This is a genomic window from Streptomyces sp. V4I2 (assembly GCF_030817655.1).
Classification (GTDB): domain Bacteria; phylum Actinomycetota; class Actinomycetes; order Streptomycetales; family Streptomycetaceae; genus Streptomyces; species Streptomyces plumbiresistens.
In genome coordinates, this window is record NZ_JAUSZM010000003.1 from 1,663,114 (window position 1) to 1,681,655 (window position 18,542).

Sequence of the window (18,542 nt, forward strand, 5' to 3'; positions counted from 1 at the left end):
TGAGTTGGAGCACGGGCAATGAACAGCACGGCAAGCACCACACCGGGGGCCGGTGTATCGGGCAGGAACTTCTTCGTGGACGTCACGGCTCCGAGCACAGCGAGGGACGGCTTCGACGTGTTCCGACGCGAGTGGGAGGGCCAGGTCGGAGAGCCACTCCCGCTGCCACCCCTCGAGCCGCTCGGATCCGGTGACTTCCGGGTCGCGGTCCGCGCATCCAAGGTGCACGACGCGGTGATCGCGGACCTCTACGGCGAGTCGATGGCCGGCGGCACCCGGGGTGCCGCCCACCGCCTCGACGACCGCGTCCTGGTGCACGTGATGCGGCGCGGCGAGTGGCGCTTCGTCCGACCGCGTGACCGGGGCGAGGCCACCGTGCCGGCCGGGCAGTTCATCGTGCGGCACAACGGCCCGCCGGTGCGGTTCGAGATGGAGCCGCGCACCACGGCGAAGGTGCTGATCCTCCCCGCCTCGCAGCTCAAGCCGCTGATCGGCGACCGGCCGATCGTCGGACCGGCCGACTCGGCCGACGTACGACTGCTCATGGCCTACGCCAGGACGGTCGACGCGACGCTGAACGAGCTCACCCCGGCCGGTGTGCAGGCCGCCCGAAACGCTCTGATCGAACTGGTCAAGGGGGTCCTGACACGGGAGTTCGACGACGTCGAGCCCCGACTGGCGCCCGCCCTGGCCCAGGCGGCGAAGGACATCGCGGACAGCCGCCTCACCGATCCTGATCTCTCCCCCTCCGCTCTGGCCCGCGAACTCAACGTCTCGGTACGGACGTTGCATCGGGCCTTCGCCGCGGCCGGGGAGTCGGTGAACGGGTACATCCGCCGCAGGCGGTTGGAGGAGGCCCGGCTGGAGCTCGCATCTCCGGTTGGCCGACCGAGTATTTCGGAACTCGCCGCCCACTGGCGATTCGCCGACAGCAGTCACTTCATCCGTAGCTTCAAGAAGCAGTACGGCCACACGCCGACCCAGTTCGTGCGGTTGAACATCCGCACGGGAACGCGCCTCGAGCGCGAAACGGCTGACCCCCCAGCCGACAAGCCCTGACGTCGGCCGGTGAGCCCGCCACGGCGGCGGTAGGCAGAGGTGAGCACTGGTTGAGCAGGTGTTGCTCTTGCGACGGTGCCACGCGCTGGAAGGATTTTGCAGGCGCCCACGCAGTGCCCCACGCATGCCCGACGCCTGGGGCACGCATGCCCCACGCATGCCCCACGCGGCACCTGTCACAGCACAGCGCTGACGGCTGGGCTCCTGAAGTTCCTGATGTTTCCTGGAGATGAAACAACGAGGTCGACGCGAAGGCGATGGCCGCTGTCGCCGACAAGTACGGATTCACCTTCGACTGACGCCGCTTGGCGGTACGGCTCCCTGTACATGGTCCATGTCGCTGCGGCAGCCTGCGCAGAGTTCGCCGAAGATCACGGAACTCTCTGGGCCCCCGCCTACTTGGCCGGCAGGCCCGCCGCGAAGCTGTGGCCCTCGTCGATCCACGCGTCGAGTTCGGTGTCCTCCGTGAGCGCGGACGCGGCGACGACGATCCAGCCGCGCATCGGGCGGCCGGTGAAGTCGAGGATGCGCGCACCGGGCCGGGCCAGCGCACTGTCGGTGCCGTCAGGCCCGACGCGGACCATGAGGTCGTCGCCGATGACACCGACGGCCATGTTGCCCCGGTGCAGGAATGCCAGGCCGCCGAACATGTGCTTCTCGGTGATCGCGGGATCCGCGCTCAGGCGTTCACGGATCCGCTCGGCCAGTCCTTCGTCGAATGCCATGACCGACTCCGCTCCTTGTGCTTGGACCGCGAGGGTGTGGTCAGGCGGTCATGACGGCGGTTCCAGCAGCTTGCGCTCGAGGTCACGCAGGTCCTTGCCGATGGAGGAGCGGACCTTTCTCGCCATGATCGGCGCGGCCAGGCGGTAGTAGCCGCTCGCGTCGCCCCGGACCCTGATGCTCGCGAGCGTGCCGTCCGGACGCGGGGTGAAGGTGTAGGTGATGTGCATCGGCATCGGTCCGGCCACCGACACCATGTCCAGCAAGCGTGCGGGCTCGTGCTCGGCGACGCGCAGTACGTAGTCGATGCGCTTGCCGAGGAAGTAGGCCGTGCGGGTCACCTCGGCTCCGACGCCGAATCCGCCTCCGTCCGCTTCCCGGGTCAGCGCGGCCTCGCGGATGCCCTGGGTCCACTCGGCGTCGTGGCGCCAGTCCATCGCGTACTGCGCCACCTGGTCGGGCGGAAGGGGGATCACCCGCTCCGCCCTCTCGTCGATCGTCATCGGTGCTGCCTCGTCGTTGGTGCCGGTGCGCTGGGGGATGAGTCAGAGGGGGAAGAACTGGAGGTGGGTCAGAGGGTGAAGAAGGGGTCGGGCTTTCCGGTCTCCGCGTACTCCGTGAGCCGGGTCATGAGCCGGCCCCAGGTGTAGGCGGCCGGCGGCAGGCCGGGGTCGTCGGGCTGCCAGCCGGTGTGCCGGAACAGCACCCGGGTGCCGTCCGCGTCGGGGTTGTCCGACAGGTCCCAGGTGATGGTGGTGCCTGCCCAGTGTGGCGGGAAGGCCCCGACCGAGGTCCATGCGACACGGTCCTCGGTCGCCTCGTCGCACCGCAGCCGGAAGGGCTCGGGCACGTCGGGGAAGTCGAAGAAGAGGATGTCGTCCTTGCGGTCCACGCCGGTGGTCCACCAGCCGGTCAGGCCGTCGTGGCTGTTCAGGGCCCGCAGGACCGTGGCGCGGTCGGCGGCTGTGTCGACCTGGAAGGTGATCTCGGACATGTTCGTACTCCTTGCTGGTGCTGCCGGTCCGGGAGGATGACGGGCGCCGGCTCGCCGGTGACCGTCGAGTCGTCGTTCAGACGGTGAAGTACGGCACCGGCTTGCCGGTCTCGACGTACTCCTTCAGCCGCATGAACATGCCGGCCCAGCCCATGGTGACCTCGCGGAACATGTCGTCCACCACGGCGAAGCCGGTGTGGTCGAACCGCACTACGGTGCCGCCCTCCGGGTGCGCCTCCAGGGCGTATCCGATCTCGGTGTCGAGCCACTGCGGCGGACCGGCCACCACGGTCTGTGCGAGTCGCTTGCCCGGCTCCGCGCGGTCGATGCGGAAGTCCCAGGTCATCGGGGCGCCGGGGAAGGAGAGCCGATGCAGGGCGCCGACGCCCTCGCCGATCTCGGCGCCGGTGGTGAACCAGCCGGCCACGCCGTCGGGCGTGGAGAGGGCCCGGTAGACGGTCTCGGCGTCGGCGTCGATCCGGATCTGCAGAGCGATGTCAGGCATGGGGTGTCCCTTCAGGTGCGGTTCCTGCCAGGTCGACCGAAACTCTCGCTTCAGTAGAGACTAAAATGATATTCCTCCGGATGGCAAGTTCAAGTGACGGCTAAAATGATGCGCATGGATGCGGTACAGGCGGTCGCCGAACCCAGGCGGCGCGAGATCCTGCGCCTGGTCTGGGACACGGAGCTGTCCGCGGGAGAGATCGCGGAACGGTTCGACGTCACCTTCGGCGCGGTCTCCCAGCACCTCAGGGTGCTCAGGGACACCGGGCTGGTTACGCTGCGCCAGGACGGCAAGAAACGCTTCTACCGGGCCGACCGCGAAGGCATGGGTCCGCTGGCCGACTACCTGCGGGCGATGTGGGCCACCAAGCTCGACACCCTCGCCGAACTGGCGGAGGCGGCCGAGCGCGCGGACGGCGCAGAAGGGAACGCCTCGTGAACACAGACACGGTCACGGTCGAGCGGCACATCGCCGCCCGCCCCGAGACGGTGTTCTCCTTCTTCACCGACCGGGACAAGTGGCTGTCCTGGATGGGCAGAGACGGCGAGTTCACCTTCGAGCCCGGCGGCCCCTACCGGACGAACGTGACCGGCGACAACATCGCCGAGGGCCGCTTCGTCGAGATCGACCCGTTCAAGCGCCTCGTCTTCACCTGGGGCTGGGCCGACGGCGGCATGCCCGTGCCCGCGGGTTCCACCACCGTCGAGATCACCCTGGAACCGGTCCCCGACGGCACCCTGCTGCGCCTGGTCCATCGCGGCCTGCCCTCCGCCGAAGCCTGCGCCGCGCACAGGGAGGGCTGGACGCACTACGTGCAGCGCCTCACCGTACGGGCAGAGGGCGGCGACCCGGGCCCCGACGACTGGATGTGACAGGCCCGGCGATTTCCGGCCGGTGGGCCGCATGCTCGGGCGGCAGCGGCAGCGGCAGCGTCAGTGCTTGGCGAACTGGACCGAGGTGGGCTGCACGACGTCGGGCCGGATCGCGATGCCGTCGACGGTGAGCCGTTCACCGAAGATGTCGGTGATCCTGATCGCGCCGCCGCACCCGGTGCCGTCCTCGGAGATGAAGTAGTTGTAGTCGGTACGGGACAGCTGACGCCAGCCGCTGCCGGCCCGGACCTCCAGCCGGGCCACCGGATTCCGGTGCCCTATCGCCTGGATGCCGCACCAATAACGGCTGGACCCGGTCTTGTACCGGACCGACATCGTGCCGGAGCTGCCGGGGCTCACCAGCTTCCACGTGATCGCGATCCGGCCGAGCGTGGGGTCGGCGAGTTCGGCGAAGGCCTCCGCGCTGAGGTCGATCTGCCCGGGTGCGCAATCCCCCGGGCATTCGTTGGTGATGCGGACCGTGATGGACGTCCCGTTGGCCGCGCGGACGGACACGTAGGCGCCGCACGCCTTGGCCGACTCGTAGTCCGTGGAGTTCATCGCCCCGGTCATGACGTCACCGCTCGGGTCGTACAGGCAGGCGCCGCCGCCGTCCGAGTCGTAGAAGGTCGCGAGTCCTTCGTAGGTGACACCGGGTCGTATGCGTCCTGCCAACGGGGCGCCGGCGGACGCCGCTTGCGGCCTGTCCGTGGGCGACGGCTTCGCGGACGCGCTGGTCGCGCCGGCGGACGCCTTCGGCGGGGTGACCTTGGCCGAGGGCTTCGCCGACGCGGTGGACGCGCTGTCGGAGGGGGACGGTGACCCCGTCGAGGGCGCGACCTTCGCCGGGGCGTCGGCGACGGGCGTGGCCGCGGTGCGCCCGGCGTCGGTCTCGTCGTCGGGGAGGAGCACCACGACCAGGGCGACGACTATGAGCGCCGCGGCCGCCGACAGGAACAGCCACCGTCTGTGCACCGAACCTCCTTGCCGGCCGCCACCGTTGCGGTGGGCGACGGGCGCAGTGATCGTGCCAGACCCCGGGCACGGCGGCAAGCACGACTTTGGGGCGCGGTAGGGGCCGAGAGCGGTCCGCGTGCGTTTACCGCGCGGTCGGGGCAGTGGGCTTCCCGCGGGTTCCGGTCACGGCTTGAGGCATGTCAGACCCTTCGTGGGGAGTGTTCCGGACTCCAGGTAGGCGTTCACCTTCTGGTCGACGCAGTCGTCGCCGTACTCGCCGTAGATGCCGTGGCCGATGGCTCCGCGCAGGGTGAGCAGGCGGGAGCCGGTCATCAGGTGGTGCATGGCGTGGGCGCCGCGGTAGGTGGTCGAGGTGTCGCCGGTGGCGGAGACGATCAGCGCCTCGGTCCGGTTGGCGATCTCGGTCGGCTGCTCGCGGGGCGGTTCGGGCCAGAAGGCGCAGGGGGAGATGTTGTGGGTGATCGGCCCGAAGAGGGGATGGCGGTGCCGGCTGCGCCGGATGTCGTCCCAGTAGACCTCCGGGTCGCGTGGGGCGGCGCCGTCACCGCACATGATCGCGGCCGCCGGACTGACGAGGGGTGAGTTCGCGCCGTCCAGGAGGAACCGCACAGACGCCTCCAGTTCCGGGTTCGGGGCGACCGTGGTCCCGGTCGCCGCTTCCGCCGCCTTGTTCAGCACCCTCATGGTGGACGCGAACCCGGCACGCTCTTGGTCGTCGTCGGTGCCGACACCGCCGGAGACCAGGAAGGGCACCACATGCTCGTCGAGCGTGTCCGCGTACGAGGTGACGGGCAGCGGACGCGTCGCGGACGCCTCGACGACCCGCTCGACGGTGGCGAGCACGGCGTGCCGGGTACGGCCCAGGCCGTAGTCGTGGTGTCGTGCCGCGGTCCAGGACGCCCAGGCACGCAGGGCCCGTTCGGTGGAGCGTTCCCTGCCGATCAGCGCCCTGGGGCCCCACTGGCGTGGATCGCCGGCGCTGTCGAGCACCATCCGGTCGGTCCGCCCGGGGAACATCTGCGCGTACACGGCACCGAGATAGGCGCCGTACGAATAGCCGAGGAAGGAGATCCGGCGCTCGCCCAGCGCGGCACGGACGATGTCCATGTCCCGGGCGGTGTTACGGGTGTTGACGTGCGGCAGCACATCGCCGTGCCGACGCGCGCATCGCTCGGCGAGGTCCTTGTGGAAGGCGACCTGGCGGTCGAAGCCTGCCCGGTCGGTCCCGGCCGAGCGCAGCCAGAGGCCGACGGGCCAGCCACAGTCCAGCGGGGTGCTGCGTCCCACGAAGCGTGGGTCGACCCCGATCAGGTCGTACCGTGCGGCGACCTCGCCCATGTGCGCGCGGGTCTCCAAGGGCATGCCGAGTGTCGGCTCGCCGGGGCCGCCGTGGTTGAGCACCATGGTGCCGATCCGGTGGGCCGGATCGGCCGCCGGCAGCCGCGACACGGCGATCTTGATCGTCCGGCCCTGCGGCCGGCTGTAGTCGAGGGGCACGGTGACCTGGGCGCACCGGGCCCCGGCCCGGTCCAGGCCGGCGCCCGGTTCGTCGTCCGTTCCCTGCCTGCAGTCCGCCCAACTCACCTGTTGCCGACGGTAGTCGGCGAGTCCCGCAGCAGGGTCGTCGGTGGCGAGTACCGGGGTGCCCGAGGCCGCCAGGGCCACGGCGGCCCCGGGGGCGCCCAACCACCGCGCCAGGATGCCGAGTCGTGTCTTCTTCGTCATGACCGCGACGCTAGGTCCGGCTCGGCAACCGGAGAATGGTGCCCACTGCCGGTCGAAGGTACAGCCAGCTGTACTCCCCCGGTCGGCGCCGTGCCCCGATACTGAGTACTCGGCCGACGGGCGGAAGGGGGCGGGCGTGCCGAGACGATGGGAACAGCCGTTGCGCAGCACGGCCTACCTGTTCGGTGGCCTGCTGACCGCCCTCGGCACCGTCATCGCGTTGCCGCTGCTCGTGCTGCCGGCTCCGGCGCGCGCCTGGGGGGACCGGCACCGGCGACGTGCCGGGAGGCTGCTCGGCGTCGCGGTTCCGGCTCGGCCCGCGGCCCCGCCCGGGGGACCCCCTGCCTGGTGGCGTCGGATGCGCACCGATCCGGGCACCCGCCGAGATCTGCTGTGGCCGGTGGTGCACCTGTCCACGGCGCTGCCTTTCGGCCTGGCCGTCGTGTTGTGCGTGGGCAACATTTTCACGGCCGTGTGGGCCATGACGCTGTGGTGGGCGCTTCCCGCCGTTGCGACCCCGCATCTGCAGGGGGACATCCCGGTGACCGGCTGGGCGATCGCGCTGACCGCGGCGCCGTTACAGGCTGTGGTTCTCACCGCGGCGGCCTGGTGGGGCGGCCCGCTGCTGGCCCGCGCGCACGCCCGGCTCTGCCTGGCGCTGCTGTCGCCGTCGGCCAGCGAACAACTCGCGCAGCGGGTCGAGGTGTTGACCCGGACCAGGGCGGGAGCGCTGGACGCCCACGCCGCGGAACTGCGAAGGATCGAGCGTGACCTGCACGACGGCGTACAGGCCCGGCTGGTGGCCGTCGCGGTGCGGCTCGCAGTGACCCGCGAGTCGCTCACGGATGTTCCCGAGGGCATGAGCAGGCTGCTGCGGGAGGCGCACGAGGGAGTCGAGGAGGCCATGACCGAGCTGCGCACCGTGGTCCGCACCACGTATCCGCCGATCCTGGCCGACCGCGGCCTGGGCGGAGCGCTGGCGGCGCTGGCCGCCGACTCCCTGGTGCCGGCCCGGCTCGACGTCGGCACCCTGGACGCGATCCCGGCCGCGGCGGAGTCGGTGGCCTACTTCGTCGTCGCCGAGGCACTCACCAACACGGCCAAGCACGCCCGCGCCACGCGGGCCGACATACACGTCCGACGCACGGGCGCCCGGCTGTCGATCCGGGTCAGCGACGACGGGATCGGCGGCGCGGACGAGACGCAGGGCACCGGCATCGCCGGGATCCGCCGCCGCGTGCTCGCCCTGGACGGCACCGTCCGGGTCACCAGTCCCACGGGCGGCCCGACCACGATCGCCGTGGAGGTGCCGTGCGGGTCGTGATCGCCGAGGACAACGTGCTGCTGTCCAGCGGCCTCGAACTGCTCCTGGCCGCCAAGGGCTTCGAGGTCGCCGCGGTCACCCGCGACGGCCCCGCCTTCCTGGCCGCTGTCGCCGAGCACCGGCCCGACGTGACGATCGTCGACGTACGCCTGCCGCCCTCCTTCAAGGACGAGGGGATACACGCCGCCCTGCGGGCGCGCCGCCTCCACGAGGGTCTGCCGGTGCTCGTGCTGTCGCAGTACGTCGAGCGGGAGTACGCCCGGGAGTTGCTCTCCGACGGCCAAGGGGGCATCGGCTACCTGCTCAAGGACCGGGTGAGCCGGATCGCGGAGTTCACCGACGGGCTGCGCCGCGTCGCCGCCGGGGGCACCGCGATGGACCCGGAGGTCATCTCCCAACTGCTCCTCCGCGGTGACAACGACCCCCTGTCCCACCTCACTCCGCGCGAGCACCAAGTGCTCGCCCTCATGGCCGAAGGACACGACAACGCCACCATCTCCGACCGACTGGCCGTCACCGACAACGCCGTCCACAAACACATCGGGCGCATCTTCGCCAAGCTCGGCCTGCCCGCCGCCAACAGCGGTCACCGGCGGGTCCAGGCCGTGCTCGCCTACCTCGACCACCGCCAACACCCCTGATCACACACTGGCGAGCGCACACACCGGCCAGCTCACACACCGGCGAGCTCACGCGCTGACGAGCAACTGCGGCGAGAGTTCCTTGATCATGGTGTTGGTCCACCGCATCTGACGCAGCGTCTGCGGGTGGCAGGCGCCCGCCAGTCCGAGGAGACGGTCGTCCGAGGTGGCCTGTGCGGCCTGGGCGAGCATCTCCCAGTGCAGCGAGTTCCGCGTGGCGGCCAGGTGCAGTTCGCGCAGGTCGTACAGGAGGAGCAGGCCGGTCTCCGGACGGCGGCCGAGGGCTTCGGCGGCTTTCTCCTTCAGCGCGGTGAGCGCTCCGGGCGAGGCGTCGCTCTGCGGGCCGGGCAGGTCGAGGTCGTAGTGGCGGCCCACGTCGGCGAGCCGGGTGGCGTGCTCACGGGACCAGCGGGAGAGGTCGGTCGCGACATGGTGGATCTCGTGGTCGGTGCGGTGACGCGCCGCGGCCGTCAACAGGTCCCGTTCCAGGGTGCGTTCACCGTCGTGGAGGACGCGGAGCGTGGCGGTGATGCCGGTCATGTCCTGCTCCCTGCCGTCTCGCTGGTGTTCCTGGCCCCGGTGTCACGGCGGGCGACGAGGGTGACGCGGGCCGCGGCGGTCTTGAACAGGGGCTGCTTGGAGACCGGGTCCCAGTCGGTGACGGTGCCCTCGTTGGCGGCGCGGCCCGCGGAGTGGTCCGGCGGGCGGTGGCCCGCGGGCGTGTCCCAGTAGCCGTAGTGGAAGGGCAGGAACACGATGCCGTCCCGGATGCCGGTGGTGCGCAGCCGGGCGCGCACCGCGCCGCGAGGCGTGCCGACCTGGACCAGATCGCCGTCGGACAGGCCTTGGCGGGCAGCCTCGTTGGGAGACAGTTCGGCCCAGACGTCGGGGGCGGCGGCGTTCAGTTCGGGGACCCGGCCGGTTTTCGTCCGGGTGTGGAAGTGGTGGACGGTACGGCCGGTGATCAGCTGAAGGGGGAAGTCCGCGGAGGTGTCCTCGTGGGGCGGAAGGTACTCGGCCGCCTTGACGACCGCCCGGCCGTGCGGGTTGAGGGACCGGTACTCGACCTCCTCGACGGACGCTCCCGTGACCAGGTCCTTGCCGTAGCTCTCGCAGGTGTCCGGGTCCGCCCAGGTGATCCCGTCGGTGTAGAGGCGCGCGGTGCCGTCGGGGGCGCGTTCGGTGCAGGGCCACTGGATACCACTGCCCTCGCGCAGGCGGTCGTAGCTGAGACCGGTGTAGTCGCACGGGCGGCCGGCGCTGCACCGCTGCCAGGCCCGGAACGCGGACTCCGGGTCGTGCCAGGCGATCAGCGGGTCGCCGTCCTTGTCACGGAAGTCCATGCGGGCCGCGTAGTCGAGGAAGATGTCCAGGTCGGGGCGGGCCTCGCCCGGCGGTTCGACGGCCTTCTCGGACAGGTGCACGGTGCGGTCGGCGTTGGTGAGGACGCCGGTCTTCTCGCCCCAGGTCGCCGCGGGCAGGACCACGTCGGCCAGTTGTGCGGTCTCGGTCGCGAACAGGTCCTGGGCCACCACGAACAGCTCCTCCTTGGCCAGGACGGAGCGGATGCGGGAGAGCTCGGGCAGGGAGACGGCCGGGTTGGTCCCGGTGATCCACAGCATCCCGATCGAGCCCTGCTCGGCGTAGCGGAAGATCTGCATCGCGTGTGTGGGCGGCGCGTAGTGCGGGATGCGCTCCGGGGTCACGTTCCACACCCGGGCCAGGTCGGCGACGTGCTGGTCGTTCTGCCAGTTCCGGAAGCCCGGCAGGTCGCCGTCGGCGCCGCACTCGCGAGTGTTCTGTGCGCTGGGCTGGCCGTTCATCTGCAGCACTCCGCATCCGGGGCCGCCCAGCATGCCCCGGACGAGATGCAGGTTGTTGACCTGGACGGCGGCCGCGGTGGCCTGGTGGGACTGGTAGACGCCCTGCAGGACCGTGGACAGCAGCCGCTCGGCGCCGCCGATGAGCTCCGCCGCGTGCTCGATCGACGCGGCAGGTACGTCGCAGATCCGGGCCGCCCATTGGGGGGTGCACCGCTCGACCCCGGCGGCCAGTTCGGCGAAGCCGACGGTGTGCGCGTCGAGGTAGTCGCGGTCGATCCGGTCGGTGCGGATGATCTCGTGCAGCAGCGCGTTGAGCAGGGCCAGGTTCGTCCCCGCCCGCGGGGCCAGGTGTACGGCAGCCTGCCGGGCCACCGGCGTGTGGCGCGGGTCGACGCAGACCGGACGGGGCGGCTCGGCGCCCGCCAGCCGGTCCAGGACGCGGGTCCACAGCACGGTCTGGGTCTCGGCCATGTTGTGCCCGAACAGGGCGATGACATCGGCGTGGTCGATGTCCTCGTAGGAGCCGGGCTGCCCGTCGCAGCCGAACGTCTGCTTGAGTGCCTCGGCGGCGGTGGCCGTGCACAGGCGGGTGTTGCCGTCCAGGTGGTTGGTGCCGATGCCGGCCCGGGCGAGCACCGCCAGGGTGTAGTACTCCTCCAGGAACAGCTGCCCGGTGGTGTAGAAGCCGATCGAGCCCGGCCCGTGCCGCTCCAGCAGGTCCTTCGAGCGGGCCACGATCCGGCCCATCGCGGTGTCCCAGTCGCTCTCCACCAGCCGGCCGCCTTCGCGCACCAGCGGACGGGTCAGCCGGTCCGGCGAGGCGTTCGCCTGCCATCCGTAAAGGTCCTTCGGGCCGAGCCGGCCGCGATTGACCCGGTCGGTGGCACGGCCGCGCACGCCCACGATCCGTCCCTGGCGCACGGCGATGTCCATGGCATCGCCGTTGGAGTGCAGCAGTGAGGCGGACGGCACCCACCGCTCCACCTCGTGCGCGGCGACTCCGGGCGCCAGGTGGGCGTCGGTGCGCGTGGGCCACGGAGCTCCGGGGCCGTAGGGGGTACGTGCGCCCCACGGGTTCTTTATGCGATCAGCCTCGTCCACCACGATCACACCTCCATCGGGCGAGCCGCTGGGCCACTGAGTACCCCGCACTCGCGATCCCGCACCACGCGGCCCCGCTCCGTCACGCATCGGCGCGGTCGAGAGCCGCCCGTCCGGGCAACGGCATGCCGCTTTGCCTGGACCCACCCGCAGGTGTCCGCCCCGGGCTGCCGAGGTCCCCGGCCGCGGTGAAGGAGCAGGCACTCTCCGACGTGGCCCAGGCCGTCTCGGCCTGGGCCGTGATCGACCTGGGCCCTGATCGACCTGGGCCCTGATCGACCTGGGCCCTGATCGACCTGGGCCCTGATCGACCTGGGCGAGGCCGCGCGTGCGGACGCGGTCGCCGCCGACACCGGGGCGTCCCTCGACACGTTCTCCGCGCAGGCCGACCTCCCGGCCCGGTCTCTCGTCGACCGAGGCCACCGGCACATTCCCGGCGGTGTCGACGCCGCCGAAGAACGGCCGCGGTCCTTCCGCGCCGCACGCCGACTTCACCGAAGCGGTCGGCATCCGGGACCTGCCCCCGAAATGAGACCCACACCACAACGAAAACGGCACCGTTTCGATAGCCGTCAGAGTTAGCCTTCCCGCGTGAACGAAACGGTTTCGTTCAGGCGTGAGAGGGGTGCGCGGCATGACTTCCGTACTCGTGGTCCATGGCCAGGCCCTGCAACGTCGCGGCTTCCGGATGCTCCTCGCGGCCCAGCCCGACCTGACCGTCGTCGGCGAGGCCTCCGGTGGATTCGAGGCGATCCGCCTGAGCACCGAACTGCGCCCGGACGTCGTCCTGATGGACTCCCGCGTACCCGGCACCGACGGCATCGACACCATCCGCCGCATCACCCGAGCCCCCGCACTCCCCCATCCCTCCGGCTCCGTTCGAGCCGTACGGAAACCCCCGCAGGTACTGATCCTGACCAGTACCGGCCGCGACGAGTACGCCTACGCCGCACTCCGCGCCGGAGCCCGCGGCTTCCTCCTCCAGGACGCCACCCCGGACGAACTGACCGCCGCCGTTCACATCGTCGCGACCGGAGACGCCGTCATCACCCCCGGCGTGACCCGCGCGCTCATCGACGCCGTACGTCAGCAGCGCCCCGGACGCCCGACGGAGCGGGAGATCGGACTCGACGCCCTCACCGAGCGCGAACGCGACGTCCTGGTCGCCGTCGCCTCCGGCTGGTCCAACACGGAGATCGCCGCGCGGCTGTCGATCGCCCCGACCACCGTCAAGTCCCACGTCAGCAACATCCTCGGCAAGATCGGCGCCCGCGCCCGGGTCCAAGCCGTGGTCTTCGCCTACGAGTCCGGCCTGGTCCGGCCGGCCTGACCCCGAGCCGACCCCACACCGCTCCGTCCCGCCCAAGAGCCGCTCCCCTCCCAAAGACCTTCCTCCCTCAGGTCGTTCGACCTGCCGGACATCGTTCGAAAACTCTTGACGCTGCCCCACGCCCCGATTGACACTCTCGCAACACGACGTCACACAGTCGAAACAGCGGGGCGCCCCTGGCCGAGGCCCCTTCGCCCACCGTGTCTCAGCAGGGGAACTCCACATGACGTACAGCGCACGACTCCACGGCCGCGCGAGACGCTGGGCGGGCCGACTCGCCGGACTGACCGCCGCGTCACTGTTGCTGGGCCTCGCCGGAACTCCGGTGCGGGCCGCCGAGACCGCGGAGATCACCGACGGCCTCGCCCTCTGGTACAAACTCGACGCCACCTCGGGCACCACCGCCACCGACGCCTCCGGCAACGGCCGGACCGGCACGGTCAACGGCACCCCCGGCTGGTCCGCCTCCGGCCAGGGGCTCGCGTTCAACGGCTCCGACACCTCCATCAAGGTCCCGGACGACGTCATGAAGGGCATGGCCGCGATCACCGTCTCGATGGACGTACTGATCGACTCCGCCCAGACCACCCCGTACTTCCTCTACGGCTTCGGCAACTCCAGCGGCGGCAACGGCAACGGCTACCTGTTCACCACGGGCAACTCCTTCCGCACCTCCGTCGCCACCGGCAACTGGTCGACGGAACAGACCACCCGGCCCGCCGACTCCCACAACCTGACCCGCGCCGCGTGGAAGCACGTCACGTACACGCAGACCGGCACCACCGGCGTCCTCTACGAGGACGGCGTCGAGGTGGCCCGCAACACCTCCGTCACCATCACCCCCGGCGCCATCGGCTCCGGCAGCACCACCGCCAACCACATCGGCAAGTCCGTGTACTCCGGCGACAAGCTGTTCAAGGGCCGGATGCGCGACTTCCGGGTGTACGACCGGGCGCTCGCCGGCAGCGAGGTCGAGCAACTCTCCCTCCCCGTCGCCACCCAGGGCGTCGCCGACGACAAGGCCGCCCTCACGCTCGGCGACACCAGCGCGGTCACCGCCGACCTCGACCTGCCGAAGACCGGCCCCGCCGGCGGCTCCACGGTCGGCTGGGCGAGCGACAACCCTGCCGTGGTGTCGGAGACCGGCAAGGTGACGCGCCCGGCCGCCGGTGAACCGGACGGCCACGCCACGCTCACGGCGACCCTCAAGAAGGGCACCGTGACCGCCACCAAGTCCTTCGACGTCACGGTCCCCGCCGCCTTCGACGACGAGACAGCGACCCGGCAGGCCGCCGAGGCGCTGAGCGTCCACAACCTCGACGACGTGCGCGGCAACCTCACCCTCCCCGCGGACGGCGCCTACGGCACGCACGTCACCTGGTCCTCCGCGCGGCCGGACATCATCGCCGCCGACGGCACGGTCCACCGCCCCGCGCACGGCGACGGCGCCACCACCGTCGACCTGACCGCGACGGTCGCCAAGGGCGCGGCCACGGCCACCCGCACCCTCATGGCCAAGGTCCCCGAACTTCCCGCGCAGCAGGCCCTCAAGGGCTACATGTTCAGCTACTTCACCGGCGAGGGCACCTCCGACGGCGAGCAGCTCTACGCGGCCCTCAGCAAGGGCAACGACCCTTTGAAGTGGCGGGAGTTGAACGACGGCAAGCCCGTCCTGACCTCCACCCTCGGTGAGAAGGGCCTGCGCGACCCGTTCATCATCCGCTCCCCCGAGGGCGACAAGTTCTACCAGATCGCCACCGACCTGAGGATCTACGGCAACGGCGACTGGGACGCCTCCCAGCGCACCGGCAGCAAGTCCATCATGGTCTGGGAGTCCACCGACCTCGTGCACTGGACCGACCAGCGCCTGGTCAAGGTCTCCCCGGACAGCGCGGGCAACACCTGGGCGCCCGAGGCGTTCTACGACGAACAGCGCGGCGAGTACGTCGTGTTCTGGGCCTCGAAGCTGTACGACAACGAGGCGCACTCCGGCGACACGTACAACCGCATGATGTACGCGACGACCCGTGACTTCCACACCTTCAGCGAGCCCAAGGTGTGGATCGACCGCGGCTACTCGGTCATCGACTCCACGGTGATCCAGCACGACGGAACCTACTTCCGTCTGTCGAAGGACGAGCGGAACAACACCTCCTCGACCCCCAACAGCAAGTTCATCTTCGAGGAGAAGAGCGACTCGCTCCTGAACACGTCCTGGACCGCGGTCGCCGAGGGCATCGGCAAGGGCGCGATGAACGCCGCCGAGGGTCCGCTGGTGTTCAAGTCCAACACCGAGGAGAAGTGGTACGCCTTCCTCGACGAGTTCGGCGGCCGCGGCTACCTGCCCTTCGAGACGACAGACCTCGGCTCCGGCGTCTGGACCCCCTCCACCGGCTACGACCTGCCCGCCAAGCCGCGCCACGGCACCGTCCTCCCGGTCACCCAGGCCGAGTACGACCGCCTGCTGCGCGCCTACCAGCCGGACCAGCTCGTCGAGAGCGTCGAGGACATCGCGGTGAAGACGCGGACCGGCGAAGCCCCGGTCCTGCCGGCCACGGTGATCGCGAAGTACGCCGACGGCGTCGAGCGTCCCGTCTCCGTCGACTGGGCGGACGTACCGGAATCCGCGTACGCCCAGGCCGGCACCTTCACGGTGACGGGCAACCTGCCCGAGGGGACCGCCCTGAACGCCGAGGTCACGGTCTCCGCCGAAGGCCCCGACGTACCCGCCGACCTGCTCCTGGACTACGACTTCGACGAGACCGGCGGCAACATCGCCCGCGACTCCAGCGGCCACGGCTACCACGGCACGTACGTGCGGACGCCGGACTTCGGGACCGGCGTGGACGGCGGCTCGTTCAAGATGTCCGGCGGTACCAGCAGCTCGACCAGCTCGCCGTACGTCAGGATTCCGAATGGCGTCCTGAAGAACGTCGACAGCGTGACCGTCTCCACCCACGTCAAGTGGAAGGGCGGGGACAACTTCCAGTGGCTCTTCGGCCTGGGCCCGGACAGCAACAAGTACCTCTTCGCCTCCCCCTCCAACGGCGGCGGCAAGCTCTTCTCCGCGATCACGAAGGCCACCTGGTCGGGCGAGAAGCAGCTGACGGCGGGCTCACCGCTCACCGCCGGCAAGTGGCAGCACGTCACCGTCACCGTGGACAGCGCGGCCGAGACGGCGGTCCTCTACGTCAACGGCATCGAGGCGGCCCGGGCCACCGGGGTCACCATCAAGCCGTCCGAGCTCTACGACCCCGCCAAGGGCTACTCCGGCTACATCGGCAAGTCCCTGTACTCCCCCGACCCCTACTTCGGCGGCGAGGTCGACGACTTCCGGATCTACAACCGGGCCCTGTCGCCCACCGAGGTCCTGGAGCTCAGCGGCAACACCACGGGCATCGCCGCGGCGACCCACCCCGCACTGAAGACCGACGCGATCATCGACGACGCGGGCAGCAGGATCACCCTGCCGCTGGCCGAGGGCAGCGATCTCACCGCCCTGGCGCCCGAGTTCACCCTCGCCCACGGCGCGTCCATCAGCCCCGCCTCCGGCACGCTGCACGACTTCAGCGAGCCGGTGACGTACGAGGTGACCGGCTCGGACGGCGCCAAGCGCACCTGGACGGTCACGGCCCTGGTGATGAAGAGCCCGGTCCTGCCGGGGCTCAACGCCGACCCGAACATCGTCAGGTTCGGCGACACCTTCTACCTCTACCCGACCACCGACGGCTTCCCGGGCTGGAGCGGCACGCAGTTCAAGGCGTACTCCTCCACCGACCTGGTCCACTGGAAGGACCACGGCGTCATCCTCGACCTGGGGCCCGACGTCAGCTGGGCCGACAGCAGGGCCTGGGCGCCGACGATGGCCGAGAAGAACGGGAAGTACTACTTCTACTTCAGCGCCGACGCCAACATCGGCGTCGCGGTCTCCGACTCGCCCACCGGCCCGTTCAAGGATCCTCTGGGCCAACCGCTGCTCAAGGCGGGCCAGTTGACCGGCCAGATGATCGACCCGGCGGTCTTCACGGACGACGACGGCACGTCGTACCTCTACTTCGGCAACGGCCGCGCCTACGTCGTCCCGCTGAACGACGACATGACCTCGATCGACACCGCGAAGATCAAGAACATCACCCCGAGCGGCTACAACGAGGGCTCCTTCGTCATCAAGCGCAAGGGCACCTACTACTTCATGTGGTCGGAGAACGACACCCGCGACGAGAACTACCGCGTCGCCTACGCCACCGGCCCCTCCCCCACCGGCCCGTGGACCAAGCAGGGCGTCATCCTGGAGAAGGACCTCTCGCTCGGTATCAAGGGCCCCGGCCACCACTCGGTGGTCGACGTCCCGGGTACCGACGACTGGTACATCGCCTACCACCGCTTCGCGATCCCCGGCGGTGACGGCACCCACCGCGAAACCACCGTCGACAAGCTGGAGTTCGACGCGGACGACCTGATCAAGAAGGTCGTCCCGACTCTGACGAGCGTCGACCCGGTCACCGTCGTCCACGCGGGCGCCGACACCGACGGCACCGAGGGCGACGCGATCCGGCTCGACGGCACCGTGTCGGGTGCGGGCGGCCCGAAGTGGACGGTCGAGCAGGGTGCGCCCTGCACGTTCGCGGACGCCGGGGCGGCCCGGACCACGCTCACCTGCACGGACAACGGCAGCTTCGAGGTCACGCTCACCGGCGGCCGCAGCAGCGACACGGCCACCGTCGCCGTCACCAACGCGGCCCCGGCGATCACCTCCGCCGAGGGACCGAAGTCCCCTGTCGCGGCGGGCCGCCGTACGGACGTCACCACCACCTTCGGTGACCCAGGCACGAGCGACACCCACACCTGCACGGTCGACTGGGAGGACGGCACCGAGCCGACGGAGGGCACCGTCACCGCCACCGGCTGTACGGCCTCCCACACCTACGCCTCGGCAGGCATCCGCCGGCCCGTGGTCACGGTGACCGACGACGACGGCGGCACGGACCGTAGGACCCTGCCCGACCTGGTCGTCTACGACCGGAGCGCCGGCCCCGCGGCCGGAGTCGGTGTCCTCACCTCGCCCGCGGGCGCCTACCCCGCCGGGCCCGCTCTGACCGGCCTTGCCGCCTTCTCCTTCGCCGCCGACTACAAGAAGGGCGCCACCGTCCCGTCCGGGACGGCGACCTTCGACTTCGGCGCGGCCCGGCTGAAGTTCCGCTCCACCGGCTCCGACTGGCTGGTGGTCACCGGAACCCGAGCCGTTTACCAGGGATCCGGCACGCTGGGCGGCACGGCTGGCTACGGTTTCCGTGTCACCGCCACGGACGGCCCGGACACCTTCCGCATCGAGATCTGGAAGAAGTCCACCGGTGACGTGGTCTACGACAACGCCACGCCGACGAAGAGCACCGGCTTCATCACCGTCGGCGGCCACCGACCGTAGGTCGAGCAGGGGTCGGGAACTGCTGCCGGTTTCTTGAGCATG

15 protein-coding genes are annotated in these 18,542 nt (G+C 70.5%); 7 read left to right on the forward strand and 8 right to left on the reverse strand.

The genetic code is table 11. From position 1 onward, the window contains the following. Positions 1-18: 18 nt before the first annotated feature. Positions 19-1,059 carry a helix-turn-helix domain-containing protein gene (locus QFZ76_RS08495; protein WP_307673137.1) on the forward strand — a complete coding sequence of 347 codons (1,041 nt, stop codon included), beginning with the start codon at positions 19-21 and terminating at the stop codon, positions 1,057-1,059. A gap of 395 nt (positions 1,060-1,454) precedes the next feature. On the opposite strand, the gene QFZ76_RS08500 is transcribed toward QFZ76_RS08495, so the two are convergent. The 4 genes from QFZ76_RS08500 to QFZ76_RS08515 all read right to left on the reverse strand — a co-directional run bounded on the left by QFZ76_RS08500 (position 1,455) and on the right by QFZ76_RS08515 (position 3,281). Further along, the gene (locus QFZ76_RS08500) at positions 1,455-1,784 is read right to left on the reverse strand and encodes a TfoX/Sxy family protein (protein WP_307673138.1); all 330 of its coding nucleotides are present in this window, start codon (positions 1,782-1,784) and stop codon (positions 1,455-1,457) included. A gap of 48 nt (positions 1,785-1,832) precedes the next feature. Next, positions 1,833-2,285, reverse strand: a complete 453-nt coding sequence (locus QFZ76_RS08505) for an SRPBCC family protein (RefSeq protein ID WP_307673139.1) — start codon at positions 2,283-2,285, stop codon at positions 1,833-1,835. 68 nt (positions 2,286-2,353) lie between these two features. After that, positions 2,354-2,776 (reverse strand): SRPBCC domain-containing protein, encoded by a 423-nt coding sequence (locus QFZ76_RS08510; RefSeq protein ID WP_307673140.1) that lies wholly within the window; start codon positions 2,774-2,776, stop codon positions 2,354-2,356. 76 nt (positions 2,777-2,852) lie between these two features. After that, positions 2,853-3,281: an SRPBCC domain-containing protein gene (locus QFZ76_RS08515; protein ID WP_307673141.1), complete on the reverse strand. Its 429-nt coding sequence runs from the start codon at positions 3,279-3,281 to the stop codon at positions 2,853-2,855. Positions 3,282-3,395: 114 nt separating this feature from the next. On the opposite strand from QFZ76_RS08515, the gene QFZ76_RS08520 reads away from it, so the two are divergent. Both QFZ76_RS08520 and QFZ76_RS08525 read left to right on the forward strand, forming a co-directional pair. Further along, a complete protein-coding gene (locus tag QFZ76_RS08520; RefSeq protein ID WP_307673142.1) occupies positions 3,396-3,719 on the forward strand; it encodes a helix-turn-helix transcriptional regulator in 324 nt (107 codons plus the stop codon). Then, positions 3,716-4,153, forward strand: a complete 438-nt coding sequence (locus QFZ76_RS08525) for an SRPBCC domain-containing protein (protein WP_307673143.1) — start codon at positions 3,716-3,718, stop codon at positions 4,151-4,153. The genes QFZ76_RS08520 and QFZ76_RS08525 overlap by 4 nt, the downstream gene beginning before the upstream one ends. Before the next feature lie 60 nt (positions 4,154-4,213). On the opposite strand, the gene QFZ76_RS08530 is transcribed toward QFZ76_RS08525, so the two are convergent. Then, entirely contained in the window at positions 4,214-5,128 is a 915-nt protein-coding gene (locus QFZ76_RS08530; RefSeq protein WP_307673144.1) for an expansin EXLX1 family cellulose-binding protein, read from the reverse strand. A gap of 165 nt (positions 5,129-5,293) precedes the next feature. After that, the gene (locus tag QFZ76_RS08535; protein ID WP_307673145.1) at positions 5,294-6,856 is read right to left on the reverse strand and encodes an alpha/beta hydrolase; all 1,563 of its coding nucleotides are present in this window, start codon (positions 6,854-6,856) and stop codon (positions 5,294-5,296) included. 136 nt (positions 6,857-6,992) lie between these two features. Between QFZ76_RS08535 and QFZ76_RS08540 the strand changes: the two genes are divergently transcribed. Continuing rightward, positions 6,993-8,180: a sensor histidine kinase gene (locus tag QFZ76_RS08540; RefSeq protein ID WP_307673146.1), complete on the forward strand. Its 1,188-nt coding sequence runs from the start codon at positions 6,993-6,995 to the stop codon at positions 8,178-8,180. After that, a complete protein-coding gene (locus QFZ76_RS08545) occupies positions 8,168-8,821 on the forward strand; it encodes a response regulator transcription factor (protein ID WP_307673147.1) in 654 nt (217 codons plus the stop codon). The genes QFZ76_RS08540 and QFZ76_RS08545 overlap by 13 nt, the downstream gene beginning before the upstream one ends. Positions 8,822-8,869: 48 nt before the next feature. On the opposite strand, the gene QFZ76_RS08550 is transcribed toward QFZ76_RS08545, so the two are convergent. Then, complete coding sequence (locus QFZ76_RS08550) at positions 8,870-9,361, reverse strand: hypothetical protein (protein ID WP_307673148.1); 492 nt, start codon at positions 9,359-9,361, stop codon at positions 8,870-8,872. Beyond that, positions 9,358-11,748 carry a molybdopterin oxidoreductase family protein gene (locus QFZ76_RS08555; RefSeq protein ID WP_307673149.1) on the reverse strand — a complete coding sequence of 797 codons (2,391 nt, stop codon included), beginning with the start codon at positions 11,746-11,748 and terminating at the stop codon, positions 9,358-9,360. Before QFZ76_RS08555 ends, QFZ76_RS08550 begins: the two co-directional genes overlap by 4 nt. A gap of 631 nt (positions 11,749-12,379) precedes the next feature. On the opposite strand from QFZ76_RS08555, the gene QFZ76_RS08560 reads away from it, so the two are divergent. Beyond that, a complete protein-coding gene (locus QFZ76_RS08560; protein ID WP_307673150.1) occupies positions 12,380-13,075 on the forward strand; it encodes a response regulator transcription factor in 696 nt (231 codons plus the stop codon). 223 nt (positions 13,076-13,298) lie between these two features. Continuing rightward, positions 13,299-18,500 carry a family 43 glycosylhydrolase gene (locus QFZ76_RS08565; RefSeq protein ID WP_307673151.1) on the forward strand — a complete coding sequence of 1,734 codons (5,202 nt, stop codon included), beginning with the start codon at positions 13,299-13,301 and terminating at the stop codon, positions 18,498-18,500. Positions 18,501-18,542 lie beyond the last annotated feature (42 nt).

Bases quoted from the DNA above. Each gene is read 5' to 3' on its own strand.
- QFZ76_RS08495 (WP_307673137.1), top strand. From the start codon at position 19: ATGAACAGCACGGCAAGCACCACACCGGGGGCCGGTGTATCGGGCAGG.
- QFZ76_RS08500 (WP_307673138.1), bottom strand. From the start codon at position 1,784: ATGGCATTCGACGAAGGACTGGCCGAGCGGATCCGTGAACGCCTGAGC.
- QFZ76_RS08505 (WP_307673139.1), bottom strand. From the start codon at position 2,285: ATGACGATCGACGAGAGGGCGGAGCGGGTGATCCCCCTTCCGCCCGAC.
- QFZ76_RS08510 (WP_307673140.1), bottom strand. From the start codon at position 2,776: ATGTCCGAGATCACCTTCCAGGTCGACACAGCCGCCGACCGCGCCACG.
- QFZ76_RS08515 (WP_307673141.1), bottom strand. From the start codon at position 3,281: ATGCCTGACATCGCTCTGCAGATCCGGATCGACGCCGACGCCGAGACC.
- QFZ76_RS08520 (WP_307673142.1), top strand. From the start codon at position 3,396: ATGGATGCGGTACAGGCGGTCGCCGAACCCAGGCGGCGCGAGATCCTG.
- QFZ76_RS08535 (WP_307673145.1), bottom strand. From the start codon at position 6,856: ATGACGAAGAAGACACGACTCGGCATCCTGGCGCGGTGGTTGGGCGCC.
- QFZ76_RS08550 (WP_307673148.1), bottom strand. From the start codon at position 9,361: ATGACCGGCATCACCGCCACGCTCCGCGTCCTCCACGACGGTGAACGC.
- QFZ76_RS08560 (WP_307673150.1), top strand. From the start codon at position 12,380: ATGACTTCCGTACTCGTGGTCCATGGCCAGGCCCTGCAACGTCGCGGC.
- QFZ76_RS08565 (WP_307673151.1), top strand. From the start codon at position 13,299: ATGACGTACAGCGCACGACTCCACGGCCGCGCGAGACGCTGGGCGGGC.